Origin of the sequence: Streptomyces fradiae ATCC 10745 = DSM 40063 (genome assembly GCF_008704425.1) — a bacterium.
Lineage (GTDB): Bacteria > Actinomycetota > Actinomycetes > Streptomycetales > Streptomycetaceae > Streptomyces > Streptomyces fradiae.
In genome coordinates, this window is the sequence record NZ_CP023696.1 from 2,640,134 (window position 1) to 2,659,548 (window position 19,415).

Below are 19,415 nucleotides of genomic sequence, written 5' to 3' on the forward strand. Positions count from 1 at the left end.
CCCTACCCGACGGCCGGGACCGCCGCCGGGTCCTGGCTGACCTGGCGCAGCCAGGGGGCCTGCTGCTCGCCGAGCTGGATGCGGTCGTGGTCCCAGGTGCCGTACCGGGGGTTCACGTCGACGCCGAGCTCCTTGGAGGCGGCGCCGAACAGCTTGGTGAGCTTCTCCTGGCCCTCGGGGGTGTTGGTCACCCCGTACCTCTCGGCGATCTTGTTCATGAGGACGTTGCGGCGGACCAGGCCGTCGATCTCGCCGGGGGCGGTGCCCTGCTGCCGCAGGAGCATCTCGGCGAGCCCGCGGTCGCCGCCGTACTGGCGGGCGGCGTCGCTCCGGGTCCGCTGGACCTCCTTGCGGCTGGCGGTGATGCCGGCGTCGGCGGCGACCTTCTCCACCACCCGGTCGAAGATCATTCCGTTGAGCTTCTCGCGGCTGAGGTCGCCCGTGGCGCGGATGAGCTGGTCGCCCTGGGGCGACGCCTCCTGCGCCGTGCGGACGTCCCGGACCTGGGCCTGGAGGGCGGTCGTCTCGATCCGCTGGCCGCCGACGACGGCCGCCGCGCCCGGGTGGGCGTCGCTGCCGCAGGCGCTGAGGAGTGGGGCCGCGGCGACGAGGGCGGCGGACACGGAGAGGGCGGTGCGACGGCGGCGGTGCAAAGGGGGCCTCCCGGCGTGGGTCGTACGTCAGTGTCAACGACCTTGCGGTGATCGATGGTAGGCAGTGGCCGTGGTCCGGGCCACTACTTCGGAGCCACTTCTGCCAACGAGTCACGGTCCCCCGGGTTCCCGCGCCCTCGCCGTCCTCCCCGCCCTCTCGGCCCTCCGCGCCCTCCGCGCCCTCCGCGCTCCTCGGGGCGCAGCATGATCGTCCGGGAGACGACGAACGTGACGGGGATGGCCGCGGCGGCCGCGAGCAGCGGCGCGTACCGGCTGGACAGGCCCGCCACCCCGACCAGCAGCCACACCCCGGCGGTGGTGATCACGAAGTTGGCGGCGTTGGTGAGGGGGAAGAGCAGGAACTTCCGCCAGGTGGGGCGGGTGCGGTAGGTGAAGTGGCTGGTGAGGAAGAACGAGCCGGTCATCGACAGCAGGAACGCGACGACGTGCGCGGCGACGTACGGCAGGCCGAGCGCGAGGAACAGCAGGTAGCAGCCGTAGTAGGTGCCGGTGTTCACCACCCCGACCAGGGCGAACCTGACGATCTGGCCGCTGACGCCGGTCATCTTCGACTGAACTCCCCGGGTGACGGTCGGGTGCGCGGGGCACCGGTGTTCGCCGCCTTCACCAGGAAGTGGGGGCGCCGCTTCACCTCGTAGTAGATACGGCCCACATACTCCCCGATCACGCCGAGCATGACCATCTGGACACCGGCGAGCGCGGTGACGGCGACCAGCAGGGTGACGTATCCGGGCGTGTCGACGCCGTTGACCAGGGCGTCGCCCACGATCCACGCCGCGTACAGGGACGCGGTGCCCACCAGGACGAGCCCCAGGTGGAGGGCGAGGCGGAGCGGTTTGTCGTTGAAGGAGAGCAGCCCGTCCAGCCCGTAGTCGAACAGCTTCCGGAGCGTCCATTTCGAGCGGCCCGACTCGCGGCCCTCGTTGCGGTACTCGAAGGTCGTCGTGGGGAACCCGACCCAGGCGAAGATCCCTTTCGAGAAGCGGTTGTACTCGGTGAGCTCCAGGACCGCGTCGACCGCGCGGCGCGACAGCAGCCGGAAGTCGCCGACGCCGTCGACCAGCTCCACGTCCACCAGCCGGTTGATCACCCGGTAGTAGCCGCGGGCGAGCAGGGTGCGGGTGACCCGGTCGCCGTCGCGGGTCCGGCGGGCGACGACCTGGTCCCAGCCCTCGGCGTGCAGCTCCAGCATGCGGCCGACGAGGCGCGGCGGGTGCTGGAGGTCGGCGTCCATGAGGACCACCGCGTCCCCGGCGGCATGGCGGAGCCCGGCGAGCATGGCGGCCTCCTTGCCGAAGTTCCGGCTGAAGGAGACGTAGCGCACGCGCGGGTCGGCGGCGGCCCGCTCCTGGAGCAGCTCCAGGGTGCGGTCGCGGCTGCCGTCGTCCACGTAGACGAGCTCGAAGTCCGCCGCGATGTGACCCAGTTCCCGGGTGACGTGCTCGTGGAACCGGGCGATGATCTCCTCTTCGTCGTAACAGGGCACCACTATCGAGATCAGCACGCGGTACACGGAAACCGCCGAGCGTGTCGGGTGCGGACCCCTCCTGTGGCGGGCAGGCGGCCATCCGGTGAACTCGCCCGTGGGGAACGGGTATCGGGCGATTTCCGGCGCCGCCCGGTGCCATATTCGGGGCGTGGCCGGATTCCGTACCTGTGGTGGGACTGGGGCCGGGACCGGGACCGGTCCTGGCGGTGACGTCGATGCCGGGGACGGTGCCGGGCTCGGTGATGCCGGGGGCGGGGCCGGGGGCGGTGCCGGGCTCGGTGGTGACGCCGGGGCCGGGGCCGGGGGCGGTGGTGGTGGTGGTGGTGCGGGTGGGGGCTCGGGGGCTTCGCCCGGTTCCGCGCGGGGCGCCTGGGTGGCCGCCCTGCCCGCCGCGCTGCTGGCCGTGGCGGCGGTCTGCGCCGGTGACGCCGCCGCCCGCACCTTCCCCTTCGGGGCGCGCACCCGTGCCGTCAACGACCTCGGCAACCAGTTCGTGCCGTTCCACGCCCACCTGTGGGACCTGCTGCACGGTCGGGCCGGCGGCGGGGTGCTGCTCAACTGGCGCTCGGGCTACGGGACCAGCCTGCTCCCCGATCTGGGCACCTATCTGACCAGCCCGTTCGCCCTGCTCGTCGCGGTCTTCCCACGGGAGCGGATCGACCTGGCCGTGTACGTGGTGACGGCCCTGAAGCCGGGCGCCGCCGCTGCCGCCATGGCCGTGGTGCTGCTGCGGCAGCGGCGGGGCCCCCGGTGGGGCGCCGCCGTGCTCGGCGCCGCCTACGCGCTGTGCGGCTGGGCGGTGGTGGAGGCCGCCTACAACCCGATGTGGCTGGACGGGCTGATCGCCTTCCCGCTGCTGTGCCTGGTGGTGGAGTGGGTGCGGGAGGGGCGGCGGACCGCGCTGGGGCCGGTCGTCGTGGCCCTGTGCTGGGCGGCGAACTTCTACACGGCGTACATGGCCACGCTGGGCGCGGGGCTGGTGCTGCTCGTGCGCATCGCGGTGGGGGCCGGGGCGGGGCGTGCGGGGTCCGCGGAGCGTGGGTCCGGGGGCGTCGCCGGGCGCGGGACGGGGGCGGTGCTGGGGCGGGCGGTGCTGACCGTGCTGCTGGGGGTGGGGCTGGCGGCGCCGGTACTGGTGCCGGTGTTCCTCGGGTCGCGGCACGCCTATCCGGGGTGGACCCGCCGGTTCGAGGCGGCGGAGTGGGCCGACGTGGCCGCGCGGGTGCTCCCGGTGACGTACAGCTTCTTCACCCCCGCGCTGTTCCTGGGCGCGGGGGCGCTGCTGCTCGCCGCCGCGTTGCCCTTCCACCGGGCGGTGGCCGGGCGGGAGCGGGGCGGGTGGTGCGCGCTGGCCGCGGGGGTGGTGCTGTCGGCGCAGTGGGAGCCGACGCACCTGGTGTGGCATGTGTTCGCCACGCCGAACGGCAGCCCGTACCGGCAGACGTTCGTCCTGGCCGGTGTGGTGGTGATGGCGGCGTGGACGGGGGTGGCCGCGGGCGGCTGGCCGGGATGGCGTCCGCTGCTGGGCGGGGCGGCGGTGCTGGGCGCGGTCGCGGCCGGCGCGGCGGGCAGCGCGCTGGTGTCGGGCGCGGCGTACGGGCTGTTCGGCGGCGCGGCGCTGGTCGCGGTGGCGGGGGTACTGCTGCTGCGCGCGGGGGCGGGGCCGGTCCGGGGGGCGGGGTCCGGGCGGGAGGCGTTGAGCGAGGCGGGGCCCCGGGGGGACGGCCTGTGGGGAGCGGGGGCGCTGCGGCGGGCGGGGGGCGGACGGCGGTCGCCGCGGGGTGCGGGGCTCCGGGGTGTGCTCCGTGGTGCGGGGCTCCGGGGTGTGCTCCGTGGTGCGGGGCACGGGCGGCGGGTGCTGCGGGGGGCGGGGGGACTGCTGCTGGCGGGCACCGTGGTCGTGCCGGGGGCGGCCACCACCGCGTACGCCGACCGGGAGCGGCCCGCGCGGCTGGACCACTACCCGTCCTGGGGCGCCGCGCACGACGCGCGGGCGGCGGCCGTGCGGGGCGCGGACGGCTGGCCCGGCCACCGGACGGAGCCGGGCCGGCCGCAGCTGACGGGCAACGACCCGCTGCTGGTCGGCGGGCAGGGCGCCGCGTACTACAGCAGCCACACCCCCGAGGTGTGGACCCGGACCCTCGCGGCGCTCGGGGGCGGCTGGACCTCGCACGGGCGCAGCCTCCAGAGCCTCGACAACCCCGTGACGGACGCCCTGTTCGCGGTGGGCGCCCGGTGGCGCGACGGGCGGCTGGTGTGGAACGCGCAGCGGCTGCCGCTGGTGACGGTCCGGCCGTCCAATCCGCGCGAGCTCCGGTACGGCGCCTCCGCGTTCCGCAACCAGGAGCTGCTGCTCGGGTCCCGCGTCTACGGCCTCCCCTCCGACGGGGTGTGCCCGGTCGGCCACGAGGTCTTCGCCTGGGCGCCCGACTTCACCGGAACGGCGCGCCTCGGCGGCGGCCGGCCGGTCGAGCTGCGCGGCGGGCTGCCCAAGCGGCGGGCCGCCATGACCCCGCTCGGCGTCCAGCGCGTGGCGGGCGCGCGCGTGGAGTGGCGGGGCCGGGGTGCCGTGCCGGGGGGTTCCGTCGGCTGCCTCGACCGGGCGCTGCTGGGCGAGGCGGTGGCCCGGCTGCGCGCCGGGGCGGCGGTGGACGTACGGGTGGACGGCGACCGGGTGGAGGCCCGGCTGGCGCCGGGGGCGCGCGGGGTGGCCGTCCTGGCGGCGCCCCGGATCGCCGGGTGGCGGTGCGAGGGCCGGCCGGCCGGGGAGCACCTGGGGCTGATGGCCGTTCGGGTGCCACCGGGCGCGCGGTCGGTGAGCTGCGCGTTCCGCACGCCGGGGCTGCGCGCCGGGGCGGCCGCCGGGGCGCTGGCGGTGGCGGGGCTGGTGGTGGCGGGGTTCGCCCTGCGGCCGCCGGGGCCTGCGGGGCCTGCGGGGGTCGCACGGCCGGCGGGGGTCGCACGGCCGGCGGGGCCGTCGGGGGCCGCGGGCATGGCGCGGGCGTCGGGGGTGGCGGGGCCTGCGGGGGCGTCGGGGGTGGCGGCGCCTGCGGGGGTGGTGCGGGCGGTGGGGGCGGTGCGGGCGGTGGGGGCGCGGCTCCGGCGCGCGCGCCGCCCGTACGCCACCAAGACTTCACCCGCGCACCACCGTGCGGTCTCCCGCGAGCGGGGCGGCGCGGCGTAGCTTGCCCCGCATGCCCTCTCTTCTGAGCAACCCGCTGACGAGGCGGCTGCTGCGGCCCGCCGTCTCCCTGGTCGAGCAGCGCATGGAGCACGTGACGCACGCGTTCCAGAAGGACCTGGACGCCCTCCACCACGAGCTCGCCGATCTGCGGCGGCGCAGCTACGGGCTCGGGCTGCTGCTCGACCACACGGGCCGCGACGCGCACCGGATGCCGACGCCCGAGCAGGTGGACCGGCTCGTCGCCGAGCTCGGCGCGCTGACCGGCGCGGCGGACGAGCGGGCGCGCGGCGACGTCACGGTGGCGTACCGGCACCTCGTGGCGCTGGAGGCGCTGGGCGCCGGCGGGATCGGGGGCTCGGTGTCCGACGTGTGCGGCCGGCTGGCGGCGGTGCCCCGGCTCGTGGGCGCGGCCCGCGGCGGCGTGGTGGAGGTCCTGGAGACCGGAGCCCGGCACGGGCTGTTCGCGGCGGCGCTGCGCAGGATGCTCCGGCGCCAGGGCGTGGAGGCCCGGCTGACGCTGACCGGTGCGCTGGACGAGGACGCGGTGCGGGACAACCTGGCGCTGGGCGGGGCCGGTTCCGGCGAGACGCGGCTGGTGCGGGGCGGGCCGGACGGGCCCGAGGTGCGGGACCGGCGGTACGGCGTGCTGCTGCTGGACGCGGCCTGCGAGGACGTCCTCGGCCTGGCCGCCCCCGACGCGCTCCTGGTCGCCCCGCCGGCCGCCTCCGCCGGCCTGGGCCTGCGCCCCCTCGGCCGGGTGGCCGACTCCGCGTACCACTCGGCCGCGGCGTAGGGCCCCCGGACCGTACGGGCCGGGCGCCGGGGCCCGGGGTGCGGCGGGGCCGCTCGTGGCCGGCGCGGGGACCGGGCCGCTTCGTACACCCGGTTCGCCGTCACGGCACGCGCGGAGCCGGCACATGCCCCAGCCGTCGCCCGCACCGGCTCCCTGCCCGCCCGCCGCGATGCCGTCAGGTTAGGACCGCCAGCCCGGCGGCCGCCGCGCAGACGACCAGGACGGCAACCGCGGCCGCGGCGGGGCCCCGCCGGTCGGCGGGCAGGCGCGGGAAGAGCCGCGAGAGCGCGCCGAGGACCGCGAGCGGGGGCGCGGCGCGCCAGACGTCCCGTCCGGTCCTGCTCCCGGCGGCGGCGACGACGCCCGGCAGATGCCCGACGGCGCGCAGCAGCGGCCGTGCCATGGCCCGGCTGCGGCCGTGGACCGGACGCCCGGCCGCGGCCCGCTCCAGGGCCTCGCGCAGGGCCGGTTCGTCCAAGCAGGGGCGTCCTGGCAGCCGGGCCAGGGCCGGCCGGGTACGGCCGACGGGCCGTCAGCGGGCACGGCCGGGCGGGCCGTCAGCGGGCACGGCCGGGCGGGCCGTCAGCGGCCGCGGATCTGCTGCTGGTGGGACAGCGCGCGGCGCAGTTCGCCCGCGAGCGGGTGGTACGGCCCGTACGTCCGCTCCGTGTCGTACAGCAGGTTCTGGAGCTGCTGGTGGGCTCCCGAGTGGTCGCCCATCGTCAGCAGGAGGTGGCCGATCCGGTGCCGGATGCCGAACGCCCGGCTCGGGTCGGCGCCGGGCTGCCGCCGGGCGCTCTCGTGGTACGGCAGGATCGCCCGGTACTCGGCGAGCGCCTCGGCCGCCTGGCCGAGCTGCTCCAGGCAGACGGCCACGTCGTGCCGGTACTGCAGGGTCTGCGGGTCGGCCGGGCCCGCCTCGGCCTCCCGGTCGGCGGCGAGGCGGCGCAGCTCGGGCAGGGCCCGCCGGTACTGGCCGTCGTCCATGAGGGTCGTGGCGTACTGCTTGCGCAGGACCCGCACCACGTGCGAGTGCTCGCCGTGCGCGGCCGCGGCGGCCGGGAGGATCGCGCCGAGGATGTCGACGGCCTGCGTGATGCGGCCCTCCCCCAGCAGCCGCTTCACCTCGTCGACGGCGGCGGCCACGTCGGGCCGCCCGGCCGGGGTCCCGCCGGTCGCCCCGGCACCGGCGAACATCCCGCCGGCCCCCGTCCCCCCGCCGTGCACCCCACCGGTGGACGCCCCGCCCGTGGACGCCGGACCGGCCTGCCCCGGCGCCCCGGCGGACGGCGGGACGGTCGGCGGCGGCGGTACGGGCACCGCCGGGGCGGGCGCCGAGGCGCGCTCCGGCCAGGGTGCCAGCGGCCGGGTGAACGGCCTCGTGGGGTCCAGCGGCCCGGCCGGTCCCGTGGACCGCGCGGGCAGCAGCGGGGCGAGCGCCTCGTACACCTCCTGAGCGCCGGACGGCCGGTGCTGGGGGTCCTTCGCGAGGAGCCGCAGCACCAGCGCCTCCAGCGCCTCGGGGACGTCGGCGCGCAGCGACCGGACGGGCGGCGGCGCCTCGTACAGGTGGCGGTGGAGGACGCCGAGCGCGGTGGAGCCCGCGAAGGGGACGTTCCCGCTGAGGAGTTCGTGCAGGACGACCCCGAGCGCGTACAGGTCCGTGTACGGGCCGACGGCGCCGCCCATGGCCTGCTCGGGCGCCATGTAGGCGGGGCTGCCGATGGGCGAGCCGGTGTGGGTGAGGCGCGTGGTGTCGGTGTCCAGCACGGACGCGACGCCCAGGTCGAGGACGGTGATCGAGCCGTCGGGCCGCACCATCACGTTGCGCGGCTTCAGGTCGCGGTGGACGATCGGCACGGCGTGGACGGCGGCCAGCACGGCGCACAGCTGCGCGGCGACCGCGACGGCCCACGGCCACGGGTACGGATCGTGCTCGGCGAGGTGGTCGGAGAGGTCGGCACCCTCGACGTACTGCATGACCAGGTACAGGTCGTCGCCGTCGCCGCCGGCGTCGTGGACGGTGACCAGGCCGGGGTGCGAGACCTGCGCGGTGACCCGGCACTCGCGGACGAAGCGGCGGCGCATCTCCTCCGCGACGGTGGCGGCCGCCATGTGGTCGGGGCGCAGCAGCTTGACGGCCACGCGCCGGTCGAGCCGCCGGTCGTACGCCGTCCAGACCTGGCCCATGCCGCCCTGGCCGATCAGTGCGGACAGCTCGTACCGGTCGGTGATGACCCGTCCGTTCACCGGCCGCCCTCCTCCTTCCGCAGGAGGTCGCTCAGCTCGTCCAGCTCGGCACGCACCTGGTCGATGCGGGGGGCCGCGGGCGCGGCGCCCTGCTGCGGGGCGGGCACGGGCGGGACGTGCGGCGGGGCCGGGGCCCGCGGGGGGACCTGCGCGGGGGGCGTGAGCTGCCCGTACGGGGTGGGGGCCGCCGGCGTGGCGGGGTACGGCGTCCTGCCGTGGGCGGCCGGGTAGCCGTAGCCGGGGCCCGCCGACGGGACGGTGCCCGCGTACGGCGAGGGGCCCGCGAGGGCGGCCGGGCCGTGCGGGCGCCGGTCGAAGTGGCGGATGTCCGCGTACAGGAAGTACCCGGTGACCAGCGCGGCGTGCAGCAGGAGGCCGCCCACCGAGAGGTCGGCCTGGAGCGTCTCCGTGTCCTCCGGTATGAAGGCTATGCCCACGATCGTCACGATCACGGACGCGCCGAACAGCCACCAGTCGCGGGGCCTGCGGGTCACCAGCGCGAGCCGCAGGAGCGCCCCCGCGGCGAGCATGCCGCAGCTCAGCAGCGGCAGCACGGCGAAGAGCACACGGAGCACGACGACGTGGGTCGGCGTGCCGCCCTGCGGTGGCACGGGGCCGGGGCCGTACATGGCTCCTCCAGGGACCGGGGGTGGAACGACGCTCGCAGACAGGAACGAGCGTATACAGCGACTCCGACAACGGCCGTACGGTTGCACGCGTATACCGTTCCGTTGTCTTCGCCCGCCCCGCGCCCCGCCCCCGCGCCCCCGCACCGCGCCACGCGCCGCGCCTCGCGCCGGGCGCCCCGGGCGCCGACGGGTCAGGCCTCCAGGGTGCCGTCCGTCAGCCCGTCGTACAGGCCGCGCACCAGCCGCTCCCCGAGGCGGCCCGCCTGCCGCAGGGCCTGCTCGAACTCGGCGAGGGCGCGGAACCGTTCGCCGTACCGGCGCTGCTCGGCGAGCGGCAGCCGGGGCAGCTGGAGGCGGCGCACGTCGACGCGGGTGGCGGTGGAGGCGTAGCTGCTGGCCTGGCGCTGGTTGGCGGTGCCGCGCAGGAACCCGGCGAGGAACCAGGGGTCCAGCGCGGCCGGGTCGGGGCGCAGCAGGTGCAGGCCGCGCCCCAGGGCGGCGCCCTCGGCGGCCTCGTCCACCACGCGCGCGACGGGGCCGCCCGCGAGGGCGGGGACGACGACGTCGCCGGCGCGCAGCAGGACCGGCGCCTCGCCGCCCGGCGCGGTCTCGGGGAGGACGCCGCTCGGGTCCTGTCCTGTGAGGACGTCCTGTTCGGTGAGGACGCGCGGGGGCGCGGCGCCGGGCGCGGGGGCCTTGCCGGGCGCGGGCGCGGGGGCGGGCGGGTGCGCGCCGGCGCCGCCCGCGTGGAGGCGCAGGGCGCCGGTCCGGGCCAGTTCGCCGACGGTCACACCGGGCGCGGCACCGGGCGCGCCGGGCGGGGTGCCCGGCGCGGCGACGGGCGCGCCGGGCGCCGCCGGCTGTGGGGCGCGGATGCGGCCCGGCGGCGGGGTCAGTTCGACGGTGCGGCGCAGGTGGGCCGCGAGTCCCTCCGCCGCGGCGGCCAGCTCGGCCGCGCCGCCGCTCGCCGCGGGGGGCGGCAGGTGGCGGGCGGGCGCGAGGTCCACGTCGTCGCCGAGCAGGTCGATGACGGGCACGGACCTGCTGCGGCCGGGCCGTACGGGAGCGGTGCCGTCCGCGTCGAACGGGGTCCACGCGTCCAGTACGGCGCTGTGGACGGCCCGCCAGTCGAGCCGGTCCCGCCCGCCGGCGCCGCAGCCGGAGGTGTCGACCACCAGCAGCTCGGGCGACGGGGCGGTGGCACCCGGTTTGCGCAGCACCCACAGGTGGAGCGGGATGCCGTACGGGGGCGCGGCCCCCGCCGGGAGGGCGACGACCGCGCGGAGGGCGCCGCGCCGCAGCAGGTCGGCGCGGATGCGGCGGCCGGAGCGGCGGGACGCGGCGGCGGGCGGCATGAGCAGCACCGCCGTCCCGCCGGGGCGCAGGCGGGCCAGGGCGTGCTGGACCCAGGCCAGCTCGGACTCGGTGCGGGCGGGGAAGCCGTACTCCCAGCGGGGGTCGTACGCGAGCTCGTCGTGGCCCCAGTTGCGCTCGTTGAACGGCGGGTGGCACACGACCGCGTCGGCGGCGAGCCGCGGGTGGGCGTCCGCGCGCAGGGCGTCCCCCGCGCGCGCGTGGACCTCGGTGCGGGCGCCGAGGGCGAGGCGGAGCGCGACGAGGGCGGCCAGGTCCGGGTCGGCCTCCTGCGCGTACAGGGCGGCGGGCGCCTCGACGGCGCGCAGCAGGGCGCCCGTACCGCAGGCGGGGTCGAGGACGGCGGGGGGCGCGGCGCTGCCGGGCGGGGCGGCGATGGCGGCCATGAGCGCGGCCGTACCGGGCGGGGTGACGGTGAACTGCCGGGGGTTGGCGTCGAGATGGCGGCCGAGCAGGAACTCGTAGGCGGCGGGGGCGCCGCCGCTGCCGGCGGCGAGCTCGACGGCGGCGCGCAGCAGCGGGACGGACGGGGCGAGTTCCTCGGCGGTGGGGGTGGCGACGGGCCGGCGACCGCCGAGGCGGGCGGTGAGGACGCGGTCGAGGACGGGGGGCAGGAGCGCGGCGAGCCGGTCGTCGGCGGCCCCGCCGGTCGCGCCCTCGGCCCCGCCGCCCGGCCCGCCCCCCTCGGCGCCCCCGTCGGCGCCTCCGTCGCCGGCCCCGGCGCGGGCCACGGCGCCGTCGGCGGGCCAGAGGGCCGGCTGCTCGTGGACGAGGAGGAGGGCGCACCCCGCGTGGACGAGCGCGGTGGCGACCCCGCCGGGGTGGCCCGCGGCCTGCTGCCAGACCCTTTCGCACAGCGGCACTTCGGCGAGCTTGCCCTGCGCGCGCAGCCAGCGCTCGACGTCGGCCAGGGCGAAGGACGGGCTGGTCTCGGTGCCCCCGACCGGCTTGGGGAAGTCGGCGTGGCGGCGGCGCCAGTTGCTGACGGCCGCCCGCCCCACCCCGGCCAGCCTGGCGATCTCGGCGGCAGTCACCTCTGTCGCCGCCGTCTCCGTCGTGTTCCCGCCGTCCGGCACGTGGCCACCCCCTTGCGTCCGATGTGCCCCGCATCCTAGTGCGGTACCGCTGACACCGTTTCACACCGTGAGTAGGAATAGTTAAGTGACTTCGTGTTGACTCGGTTCACAAGCTCTGGTCTGATTGACCCAGTCGTTCACGGGGCTGCCAAAGGCTCCGCATCACACCTTCACGCCATCGTCCGGAGGGCACCCCATGTCCCAGCCCACGCAGCCCCAGTACGGCGCGTCCTATCCCGCCCCGCCGGCGCCCCCCGCGCAGCCGCGCAACGGGCTGGGCACGGCCGCCCTGGTGCTCGGCATCATCGGCACCGTCGTCGCGCTCATCCCGCTGCTGTTCTGGCTGGGCGCCATTCTCGGCGTGATCGCCCTGATCCTGGGCGCGGTCGGCATGGGCCGCGCCAAGCGCGGCGACGCCACCAACAAGGGCGTGGCGATCGCCGGCACGGTCCTGGGCGTGGTCGCGCTGATCGTGGGCGTGGTGATGGGCGTCCTCACGGTCATCGCCGTGGACAAGACCGTGGACGAGATCAACAAGGAGCTGTCCAGCACGGCGCCGAAGGGCACGACCGGCGGGGACAAGGGCAAGGGCGCCGCGGGTGACGCCGGCACCGCCGACGGCGGCACGGACGGCGCTGCGGTGCCGGAGGTCCTGGCCGGCGGCGAGACGATCATCTACGACGACGACCTGCAGATCACCGTGTCGGCGGCGAAGGCCTTCACGCCGAGCGACGTCGCGGCCGGCCACACGGCGGGCAACAAGGCGTACAAGGTCACCGTCGTCGTCGAGAACGGCGGCAAGGCCAAGTTCGACACCGACACGGTGCTGCTGGAGGGTCGCGCGGGCAAGGACGGCGTGACCGCCGAGCAGGTCTTCGACGAGGGCCTGGACGGCGTCACCGGCACGCTCGCCCCCGGCAAGAAGGCCACCGGCACCTACGCGTTCAGCGTGCCCGCCGACGCGAAGACCCTCACCGTGGAGGTCACCCCGGGCTTCGACCACGAGGCCACGCAGTGGGAGCTGAAGTTCTGAGGGCGAGGCCCCGGAACGGGTGAGCGGCGCGCGGACCTCCGCGCGCCGCTCATCGGCGTTCCGGCCGGGCCCCTGGGCGTCCCGGCCGGCCCGGCGCCCCGCCCGCGCCCGCCCGCCCGCGTCCCGGCGGGTACGGGCGGGTCCGGGCGGCGCCCAACGCGTCCCGGCGGGGTCCCGGCGGCGCACGGGCGAGTCCGGGCGGCGCACCGCTCCGGGCGGCGCACCGGCGGGTGTTCACACCCGGTGGCGCACCCAGACGTTCGGCTCGACGTACACCGCGTACCCGTGCGACGCCTCGCACCGGACCGGAACCAGCGCGAACGGCACCTCCACCGGCCCGTCCGTGTCGAACGGCAGGCCCGTCCACTCCCGCCACCGCTCCACCGACCCGCTGATCGTCATGGACGTCGCGGCCACCGAGTCGATCACCCCGCCCGCCCGGACGTGGACCCGCAGCCACGGGTCCTGCGGCAGCCCGTCCTCCGGCCGGGTGCGCGCCGCGTACTCGGCCATCGGCGTGTGCGGCTCCAGGTGCTTGCCGTTGGGCCGCACCGGCGCCACCACCTCCGCGAAGCCCCGCTCGCGGGCGTGCTCGCGCATCGCGGCGAGCATCCGCCCCGACAGCCCCTTGCCGAGCAGGTCCCGCGCGACCGCGATCTCGATGGCGCTCATGGTGTCCGGAGCGCGGCCGTCCCGCCAGTCCTCCATCGCCCACATCAGCACCTGGTCCCAGCCCCGGTCCGGCAGCGCCCCGTCGCGCCCCTCGGCGCCCAGCGCGAACGGCACGCTGAACGAGCGCGCCACGACCCGCCCGTCGCCGTCCAGCGCCACGGAGACGTACTCGGGCGCCTGCGCGACCATCCAGGCGTAGCCGAGGTCCGACACCGGGTCCTGCTGCATGAACTTCGGCCACAGGTGCGGCATGGCCCATATCGCGTCCAGCACCTCGGGCCGCTCGGCCAGGCTGACGATCTCCAGTTCCATACCGGCGAGGCTAGGTCCGGCCCACACGCCCCGCCATCGGATTTCCCTCCGGGCCGGCGCGTCAGGGCAGCGGCTCGGACGGGCAGCCGGTCAGCACCCGCCGCATGGCGGCCCGCTCGGCGGAGGTGACCCACACGCCGTACTTCTTCTTCACCGCGACCTGCCGCGCCACGTACCGGCAGCGGGACCCCCGCGACGGAGGCAGCGAGATGGCCGTGTCCCCGTCGCCCTTGCGGCGGCCGGCGGACGCGTCGACGACCCGGGGCGGGGCCGCGCCGGGCCCCCACCGCCCCGGGGCGAGGCCCCCGCACCCCTGGGACCGGTCCCCCTACGACCCCAGGATCGTCGTCAGGAACTCGCCCGTCCACGCCAGCAGGTCGCGGCCCACCACCGGCTTGCCGCCGATCGTGCCCGCCGTGGGGCGGGGCACCAGGATCTGGCGGGCCGGGGCCTTGATGACCGTGCGCGGGTACAGCCGCTTCAGCCGCAGCTCCTGCGACTCGCGCAGCTCCACGGGCGCGAAGCGGATGTTGGCGCCCTGCAGGACGATCTCCCCGACCCCGCAGGCCCGCGCCAGCATCCGCAGGCCCGCCACGAGGAGCAGGTTCTCCACCGGCTCGGGCAGCTTGCCGTACCGGTCCGTCAGCTCCTCGCGTACGGCCCTGATGTCCTCCTCCGAGTTGGCGGAGGCGATGGCCCGGTACGCCTGGAGGCGCAGCCGCTCGCCGGGCGCGTAGTCGTGCGGGACGTGCGCGTCGACCGGCAGCTCGATCTTGACCTCCAGCGGCGGCTCCTCCTCCCGCCCGCCCTCCAGGGACGCCCGGTAGTCGGCCACGGCCTCGCCCACCATCCGCACGTACAGGTCGAAGCCGACCCCGGCGATGTGGCCGGACTGCTCGCCGCCGAGCAGGTTGCCCGCGCCGCGGATCTCCAGGTCCTTCATGGCGACGTACATGCCGGCGCCCATCTCGGTGTGCTGGGCGATCGTCGCCAGGCGCTCGTGCGCGGTCTCCGTGAGCGGCTTCTCCGGCGGGTACAGGAAGTACGCGTACCCGCGCTCGCGGCCCCGGCCGACCCGGCCGCGCAGCTGGTGGAGCTGGGAGAGGCCGAAGTTGTCGCCGCGCTCCACGATCAGGGTGTTGGCGTTGGAGATGTCGATGCCCGACTCGACGATCGTCGTGGAGACCAGCACGTCGAACTTCTTCTCCCAGAAGTCCACGACGACCTGCTCCAGCGCCTGCTCCGACATCTGGCCGTGCGCCGTCGCGATCCGCGCCTCGGGCACGATCTCGCGCAGGCGGGCGGCGGCCCGGTCGATGGACTCGACCCGGTTGTGGATGTAGAAGACCTGGCCCTCGCGTAGGAGTTCGCGGCGGATCGCGGCGCCGATCTGCCTCTCCTCGTACGGGCCGACGAAGGTGAGGACCGGGTGGCGCTCCTCGGGCGGGGTGGTGATCGTCGACATCTCGCGGATGCCGGTGACGGCCATCTCCAGGGTGCGCGGGATCGGCGTCGCGGACATCGTCAGCACGTCGACGTTGGCGCGGAGCTTCTTCAGCTGCTCCTTGTGCTCGACGCCGAAGCGCTGCTCCTCGTCGACGATGACCAGGCCCAGGTCCTTGAACCTCGTCTCGGACGAGAACAGCCGGTGGGTGCCGATGACCACGTCGACGGAGCCCTCCCGCAGCCCCTCCAGGGTGGCCTTGGCCTCCGCGTCCGACTGGAACCGCGACAGCGCCTTCACGACGACGGGGAACTGCGCGTACCGCTCGGAGAACGTGCCGAAGTGCTGCTGCACCAGCAGGGTCGTCGGGACGAGCACGGCGACCTGCTTGCCGTCCTGCACCGCCTTGAACGCGGCCCGCACCGCGATCTCCGTCTTGCCGTAGCCGACGTCGCCGCAGATCAGCCGGTCCATCGGGACGGACTTCTCCATGTCCTCCTTCACCTCGGCGATGGTGGACAGCTGGTCGGGCGTCTCCGCGTACGGGAAGGCGTCCTCCAGCTCCCGCTGCCAGGGCGTGTCCGGGCCGAAGGTGTGGCCGGGCGCCGCCATCCGCGCCGAGTACAGCTTGATCAGGTCGGCGGCGATCTCCTTGACCGCCTTCTTGGCGCGCTGCTTCGTCTTCGTCCAGTCGGCGCCGCCGAGCCGGTGGAGGGTGGGCGCCTCGCCGCCGACGTACTTGGTGACCTGCTCCAGCTGGTCGGTGGGGATGTACAGCCGGTCGCCGGGCTGGCCGCGCTTGGCGGGCGCGTACTCGACGAGGAGGTACTCGCGGGTGGCGCCCTGCACGGTGCGCTGGACCATCTCGATGTACCGGCCGACGCCGTGCTGCTCGTGGACGATGTAGTCGCCCGCCTCCAGCGTGAGCGGGTCGATCGTCTTGCGGCGGCGCGTCGGCATGCGGCGGCCGTCCTTGCCGGCGGCCTTCTGCCCCGTCAGGTCGGTCTCCGTGAGTACGGCGAGCTTCAGGCCCTCGTCGACGAAGCCGTGCTCGACCGACCCGCACGCCACGTGCACCACGGACGGGGCGATGTCCCCCAGCTCGCCCTCCAGGCGGGCCGCGATGCCCTCACCGCCGAGCACCTCCACCGTGCGGGCGGCGGGGCCGTGGGCCTCCGTCACGTACACGGTGCGCCAGCCGTCCGCGAGCCAGCCCTTCGTGTCGGCGAGCGCGCGGGCCGTGTCGCCCCGGTACGCCTCCGGGGCGTGCATGCCGAGCTGGATCGTGTCGGCCTCCAGCTCGGCGTCGGGCGCGAACGGCGACACCGTCCACCAGGGCATGCCCAGCTCGCGCGCCCGGTCCCGGACGTCCGCGATGGACCACAGGGACGCGGCGCCCACGTCGATCGGGGCCTCTCCCCCGCCGGCCGTGGCCGCCCACGACGCCTGGAGGAACTCCTGCGAGGTGGCGACCAGGTCGGCGGAGCGGGTGCGGACCCGCTCCGGGTCGCAGACGACGGCCATGGAGCCCTGCGGCAGCACGTCCAGCAGCAGTTCCATGTCGTCGACGAGGACCGGCGCGAGGGACTCCATGCCCTCCACGGCGATCCCCTCGGCGATCTTGCCGAGCAGCTCGCCCAGCTCGGGGTGGGCCTCGGCGAGCGCGGCGGCCCGCTCCCTGACCTGCGGCGTCAGCAGCAGCTCCCGGCAGGGGGGCGCCCACAGGCCGTGCTCGGCGACCTCCAGGGACCGCTGGTCGGCGACCTTGAAGTAGCGGATCTCCTCGACGTCGTCGCCCCAGAACTCGATGCGCACCGGGTGTTCCTCGGTCGGCGGGAACACGTCGAGGATGCCGCCGCGCACGGCGAACTCGCCGCGCTTCTCGACCAGCTCCACCCGCTGGTACGCGGCGGCGGCCAGGCCCTCCACGACCGCGCCCAGGTCGGCGCTCTGACCGGTCCTGAGACTGACCGGCTCCAGGTCGCCGAGGCCCTTGACCTGCGGCTGGAGCACGGAGCGGACCGGCGCCACCACGACCTGGACGGGGCCGGCGGCGGGGTCGTCGGGGGACGGGTGCGCGAGGCGGCGCAGCACGGCCAGGCGCCGTCCCACGGTGTCGCTGCGGGGCGACAGCCGCTCGTGCGGCAGGGTCTCCCAGGAGGGGTACTCCACGACGCGGTCGGGGTCGAGGAGGCTGCGCAGCGCGGCGGCGAGGTCCTCGGCCTCCCGTCCGGTGGCGGTGACCGCCAGCACCGGCCGGCCGGCGTCCCTGGCCAGCGCCGCCACCGCGAAGGGCCGCGCCGCCGGGGGGCCGACCAGGTCGACGTGGGCCCGGCGCCCGTCGGCCGCGGCTTTGACGGCCTCGGCGAGGGCGGGGTCCTTGACGACGGCGTCGAGCAGACCGTGCAGGCTCATGGAGCTTTTTCCGTCCCTGGGGTCATGGGTCATGGGTCATGGGTCATGGGATGGGCAACGCGAAAGACCCGACGCGAGTACGGGCCGGGTTCTTCTCAGCCTACGCCCGCCCACCGACACCCGCTCCGGAAGTCGAGCCGGGGGGCGGGGCGAGCTGCGGGAACGGTCCACACCGGGGGCGGGCCACGGTACGCGGCGACGGCGGGCACGGGCGGCGCGGGTACCGCTGCGGTACGGGTGTGGGCGGGCACGGGCCGGCGGGGCGGCGCGGGGCCCCTGCCCCGCCGGGGCGGGGACGCGGGCCGGCCCCGTGGGCCGCCGGGAGGGAGGCGGGGCCACGGGGCCGGGGGCCGTACGGCGTCACGCGCCCGCGTCGGTCCGGTTGGTCAGTCCGGTCCGCGCGGCGGCGCGTGCGCGTACGGCGCGGGATGCGCGCGGGGTGGTCAGCCCAGCGCGCGCACGGCGGAGTAGTACTTCTTCGCCGTCTTGAGGCAGGCGGCCTTCGCCTTCTTCCGGCCGGCCGGGGTCAGCGGGTCGGCCCAGAATCGCGCGTTGCAGACCTGGTTCATGTCCTGCAGGAATACGTCGTCGATCCGCTTCTTGTGCTGGCTGCGGAATTTCGAGTGCCCGACCAGGCTCTTGTAATTCCGGTATCCGAAGTCATGCCGGTGGCACGGGAACGTGAAATCGTAACCGCCCGGAATCTTCTCCGGGGACTTGGAGCAGCCGTCGGTCGACCAGTTGAACTTGTACGGGTTCTTGCCCTTCCGGTACTGGCCGAGCCCGGCGTACCAGGCGTCGAGGGACGCCTGCCCCTTGACGGTGAGCTTGCCGAGCCGCTTGATGCGGTCGGCCTTGCTCGCCATGGGGACCTTGCCGCTCGCCACCGCGGCGGTGGGCCCGGTCACGGCCCGTCCGCCCGCGGGGGCCGCCGCGGCGGCCGGGGCCACCGAGGTGATGCCGATGACACCCGCGAGCACAGCGCCGCCGAGGGCGCTTCGCGCTTTATTCACTTGGACTCTTCCCCGTGCACAATTGTGTTGTGTCGGCCGCATTCCCCTGCGGCCGGGAAGAACACTACGACAGCCGGGCTCGGCCCGTAAAGCCGATTCGAGAGCGAAACCGCGAAGACCTCCCCGGTATCCGGGAAAGCTCAAGAGAAGCTCAAGGGAAGCGCACGGAACGCACAATTCCGCCGCACGGCGAAGGGGAGGGAAGGGGGCCGGCCCCCGCCGGGCCCCCACCCCCGTGGAGGGCCCGGCGGAGAACCGCCGCCTCCTGGGTACCAGCCACCCCACACCGCCCCCAACCCGTTTTCCGGAGCCCGGCGGGGGCCCGAGCGCGCGCCCTGCCCCGCGCGGGGTGCCCCCTCCGGGCGGAGCGGCCCGGCGGGGAGCCGGCCACCCCGAAGCGCGTCCGGACCGCCGTCACAGGCCGGGCCGCAGGGCGAGGCCGCCGTCGCCACGGCCGCCGGGCGGGGGCAGGGGGACGAGCGTCCACGCCCTGGCCCTCCACACGGCGTCCGTGTAGACGGCGGCCAGGGTGTACCAGCCGCCCCGGTCGGGCGGCCCTGCGACGGTGGCGACCTTCATGCGGGCGGTGTCGATGACCCGGGTACCGGGCGCGAGCGGCACCCGGCTCACCGCACGCCTCCGCCGCCCTCGGAGCCGTACCGCAGAACCATGCGCGCCCCCATGGCGAGGAGCCGCAGGTGGGCGGCCGGGTCGTGCACCGGGTCGGCGGCGACGGCCCGCGCGTGCGCGACGCCGCGCAGCGCGATGTCCCGCTCCCGCCCGTCGGCGAGCCCCCGCGCACGCGCCTCGGCAGCTCCGGCGTACGCCCGGACGTACCCCCGCAACCGCTCCCGCACCACGTCGGCCGCCTCCCCGCCGGGGCTCGTGGAGGCGAGCACCAGGGCGAGTTCCACCTCCTGCGCGACGGTCGACGCCGCACCTGCCCCCGTCCCTGTTGTCCCTGTCCGGCTCACCAAGGCTCCCCTCTGTCGTTCGCTCGGTCGAGTCGGATGGTGCCGCTCCAGGGCCATGGCAAGTGCCACACCGTGTGTCACGC

15 protein-coding genes and 1 pseudogene are annotated in these 19,415 nt (G+C 76.2%); 3 read left to right on the plus strand and 13 right to left on the minus strand.

Features of this window, described 5'->3' with window-relative positions:
• Nucleotides 1–2 precede the first annotated feature (2 nt).
• The 3 genes from CP974_RS11665 to CP974_RS11675 all read right to left on the minus strand — a co-directional run bounded on the left by CP974_RS11665 (nt 3) and on the right by CP974_RS11675 (nt 2,178).
• Entirely contained in the window at nt 3–653 is a 651-nt protein-coding gene (locus CP974_RS11665) for a SurA N-terminal domain-containing protein (protein ID WP_031135665.1), read from the minus strand.
• 83 nt (nt 654–736) lie between these two features.
• The gene (locus CP974_RS11670) at nt 737–1,219 is read right to left on the minus strand and encodes a GtrA family protein (RefSeq protein ID WP_078915850.1); all 483 of its coding nucleotides are present in this window, start codon (nt 1,217–1,219) and stop codon (nt 737–739) included.
• Nucleotides 1,216–2,178 carry a glycosyltransferase family 2 protein gene (locus CP974_RS11675; protein ID WP_031135661.1) on the minus strand — a complete coding sequence of 321 codons (963 nt, stop codon included), beginning with the start codon at nt 2,176–2,178 and terminating at the stop codon, nt 1,216–1,218. Before CP974_RS11675 ends, CP974_RS11670 begins: the two co-directional genes overlap by 4 nt.
• A 358-nt stretch (nt 2,179–2,536) precedes the next feature.
• Here CP974_RS11675 and CP974_RS30140 point away from each other — a divergent pair, with 358 nt between their 5' ends.
• Together CP974_RS30140 and CP974_RS11690 are read left to right on the plus strand one after the other, a co-directional pair.
• Nucleotides 2,537–5,347 (plus strand): YfhO family protein, encoded by a 2,811-nt coding sequence (locus tag CP974_RS30140; RefSeq protein ID WP_223844610.1) that lies wholly within the window; start codon nt 2,537–2,539, stop codon nt 5,345–5,347.
• Between the two features lie 10 nt (nt 5,348–5,357).
• Nucleotides 5,358–6,140: a hypothetical protein gene (locus CP974_RS11690; RefSeq protein WP_031136485.1), complete on the plus strand. Its 783-nt coding sequence runs from the start codon at nt 5,358–5,360 to the stop codon at nt 6,138–6,140.
• A gap of 175 nt (nt 6,141–6,315) precedes the next feature.
• Here CP974_RS11690 and CP974_RS11695 read toward each other — a convergent pair whose 3' ends face one another.
• The 4 genes from CP974_RS11695 to CP974_RS11710 form a co-directional block, all read right to left on the minus strand.
• Nucleotides 6,316–6,618 carry a hypothetical protein gene (locus CP974_RS11695; protein WP_031136487.1) on the minus strand — a complete coding sequence of 101 codons (303 nt, stop codon included), beginning with the start codon at nt 6,616–6,618 and terminating at the stop codon, nt 6,316–6,318.
• A 104-nt stretch (nt 6,619–6,722) separates the two neighbouring features.
• Nucleotides 6,723–8,390: a serine/threonine-protein kinase gene (locus CP974_RS11700; RefSeq protein WP_031136489.1), complete on the minus strand. Its 1,668-nt coding sequence runs from the start codon at nt 8,388–8,390 to the stop codon at nt 6,723–6,725.
• Nucleotides 8,387–9,019, minus strand: a complete 633-nt coding sequence (locus CP974_RS11705) for a hypothetical protein (protein ID WP_031136491.1) — start codon at nt 9,017–9,019, stop codon at nt 8,387–8,389. The genes CP974_RS11700 and CP974_RS11705 overlap by 4 nt, the downstream gene beginning before the upstream one ends.
• A gap of 191 nt (nt 9,020–9,210) precedes the next feature.
• Complete coding sequence (locus CP974_RS11710; RefSeq protein ID WP_085921581.1) at nt 9,211–11,427, minus strand: N-6 DNA methylase; 2,217 nt, start codon at nt 11,425–11,427, stop codon at nt 9,211–9,213.
• Between the two features lie 238 nt (nt 11,428–11,665).
• Here CP974_RS11710 and CP974_RS11715 point away from each other — a divergent pair, with 238 nt between their 5' ends.
• Entirely contained in the window at nt 11,666–12,502 is an 837-nt protein-coding gene (locus CP974_RS11715) for a DUF4190 domain-containing protein (protein ID WP_031133201.1), read from the plus strand.
• A gap of 234 nt (nt 12,503–12,736) precedes the next feature.
• On the opposite strand, the gene CP974_RS11720 is transcribed toward CP974_RS11715, so the two are convergent.
• From CP974_RS11720 to CP974_RS11745, 6 genes and pseudogenes are all read right to left on the minus strand, one after another.
• Complete coding sequence (locus CP974_RS11720) at nt 12,737–13,486, minus strand: N-acetyltransferase (RefSeq protein ID WP_031133199.1); 750 nt, start codon at nt 13,484–13,486, stop codon at nt 12,737–12,739.
• 61 nt (nt 13,487–13,547) lie between these two features.
• Nucleotides 13,548–13,742, minus strand: a pseudogene (locus CP974_RS11725) (hypothetical protein); the annotation flags it as partial.
• Between the two features lie 72 nt (nt 13,743–13,814).
• Nucleotides 13,815–17,345, minus strand: coding sequence for a transcription-repair coupling factor (gene mfd, locus CP974_RS11730; RefSeq protein ID WP_031133197.1), 3,531 nt, complete (start codon nt 17,343–17,345; stop codon nt 13,815–13,817).
• A gap of 443 nt (nt 17,346–17,788) precedes the next feature.
• A complete protein-coding gene (locus CP974_RS11735; protein WP_140160881.1) occupies nt 17,789–18,358 on the minus strand; it encodes a phospholipase in 570 nt (189 codons plus the stop codon).
• Between the two features lie 414 nt (nt 18,359–18,772).
• On the minus strand, nt 18,773–18,988 hold the full coding sequence (locus CP974_RS11740; protein WP_031133193.1) for a hypothetical protein: 216 nt from the start codon (nt 18,986–18,988) through the stop codon (nt 18,773–18,775).
• A complete protein-coding gene (locus CP974_RS11745) occupies nt 18,985–19,389 on the minus strand; it encodes a DUF6415 family natural product biosynthesis protein (RefSeq protein ID WP_488199799.1) in 405 nt (134 codons plus the stop codon). Before CP974_RS11745 ends, CP974_RS11740 begins: the two co-directional genes overlap by 4 nt.
• Nucleotides 19,390–19,415 lie beyond the last annotated feature (26 nt).

Excerpts from the sequence above, each read along its gene's own strand:
- CP974_RS11745 (WP_488199799.1), bottom strand. The coding sequence starts at position 19,389 with ATGGCCCTGGAGCGGCACCATCCGACTCGACCGAGCGAACGACAGAGG.
- CP974_RS11705 (WP_031136491.1), bottom strand. The coding sequence starts at position 9,019 with ATGTACGGCCCCGGCCCCGTGCCACCGCAGGGCGGCACGCCGACCCAC.
- CP974_RS11720 (WP_031133199.1), bottom strand. The coding sequence starts at position 13,486 with ATGGAACTGGAGATCGTCAGCCTGGCCGAGCGGCCCGAGGTGCTGGAC.
- mfd (WP_031133197.1), bottom strand. The coding sequence starts at position 17,345 with ATGAGCCTGCACGGTCTGCTCGACGCCGTCGTCAAGGACCCCGCCCTC.
- CP974_RS11715 (WP_031133201.1), top strand. The coding sequence starts at position 11,666 with ATGTCCCAGCCCACGCAGCCCCAGTACGGCGCGTCCTATCCCGCCCCG.
- CP974_RS11690 (WP_031136485.1), top strand. The coding sequence starts at position 5,358 with ATGCCCTCTCTTCTGAGCAACCCGCTGACGAGGCGGCTGCTGCGGCCC.
- CP974_RS11670 (WP_078915850.1), bottom strand. The coding sequence starts at position 1,219 with ATGACCGGCGTCAGCGGCCAGATCGTCAGGTTCGCCCTGGTCGGGGTG.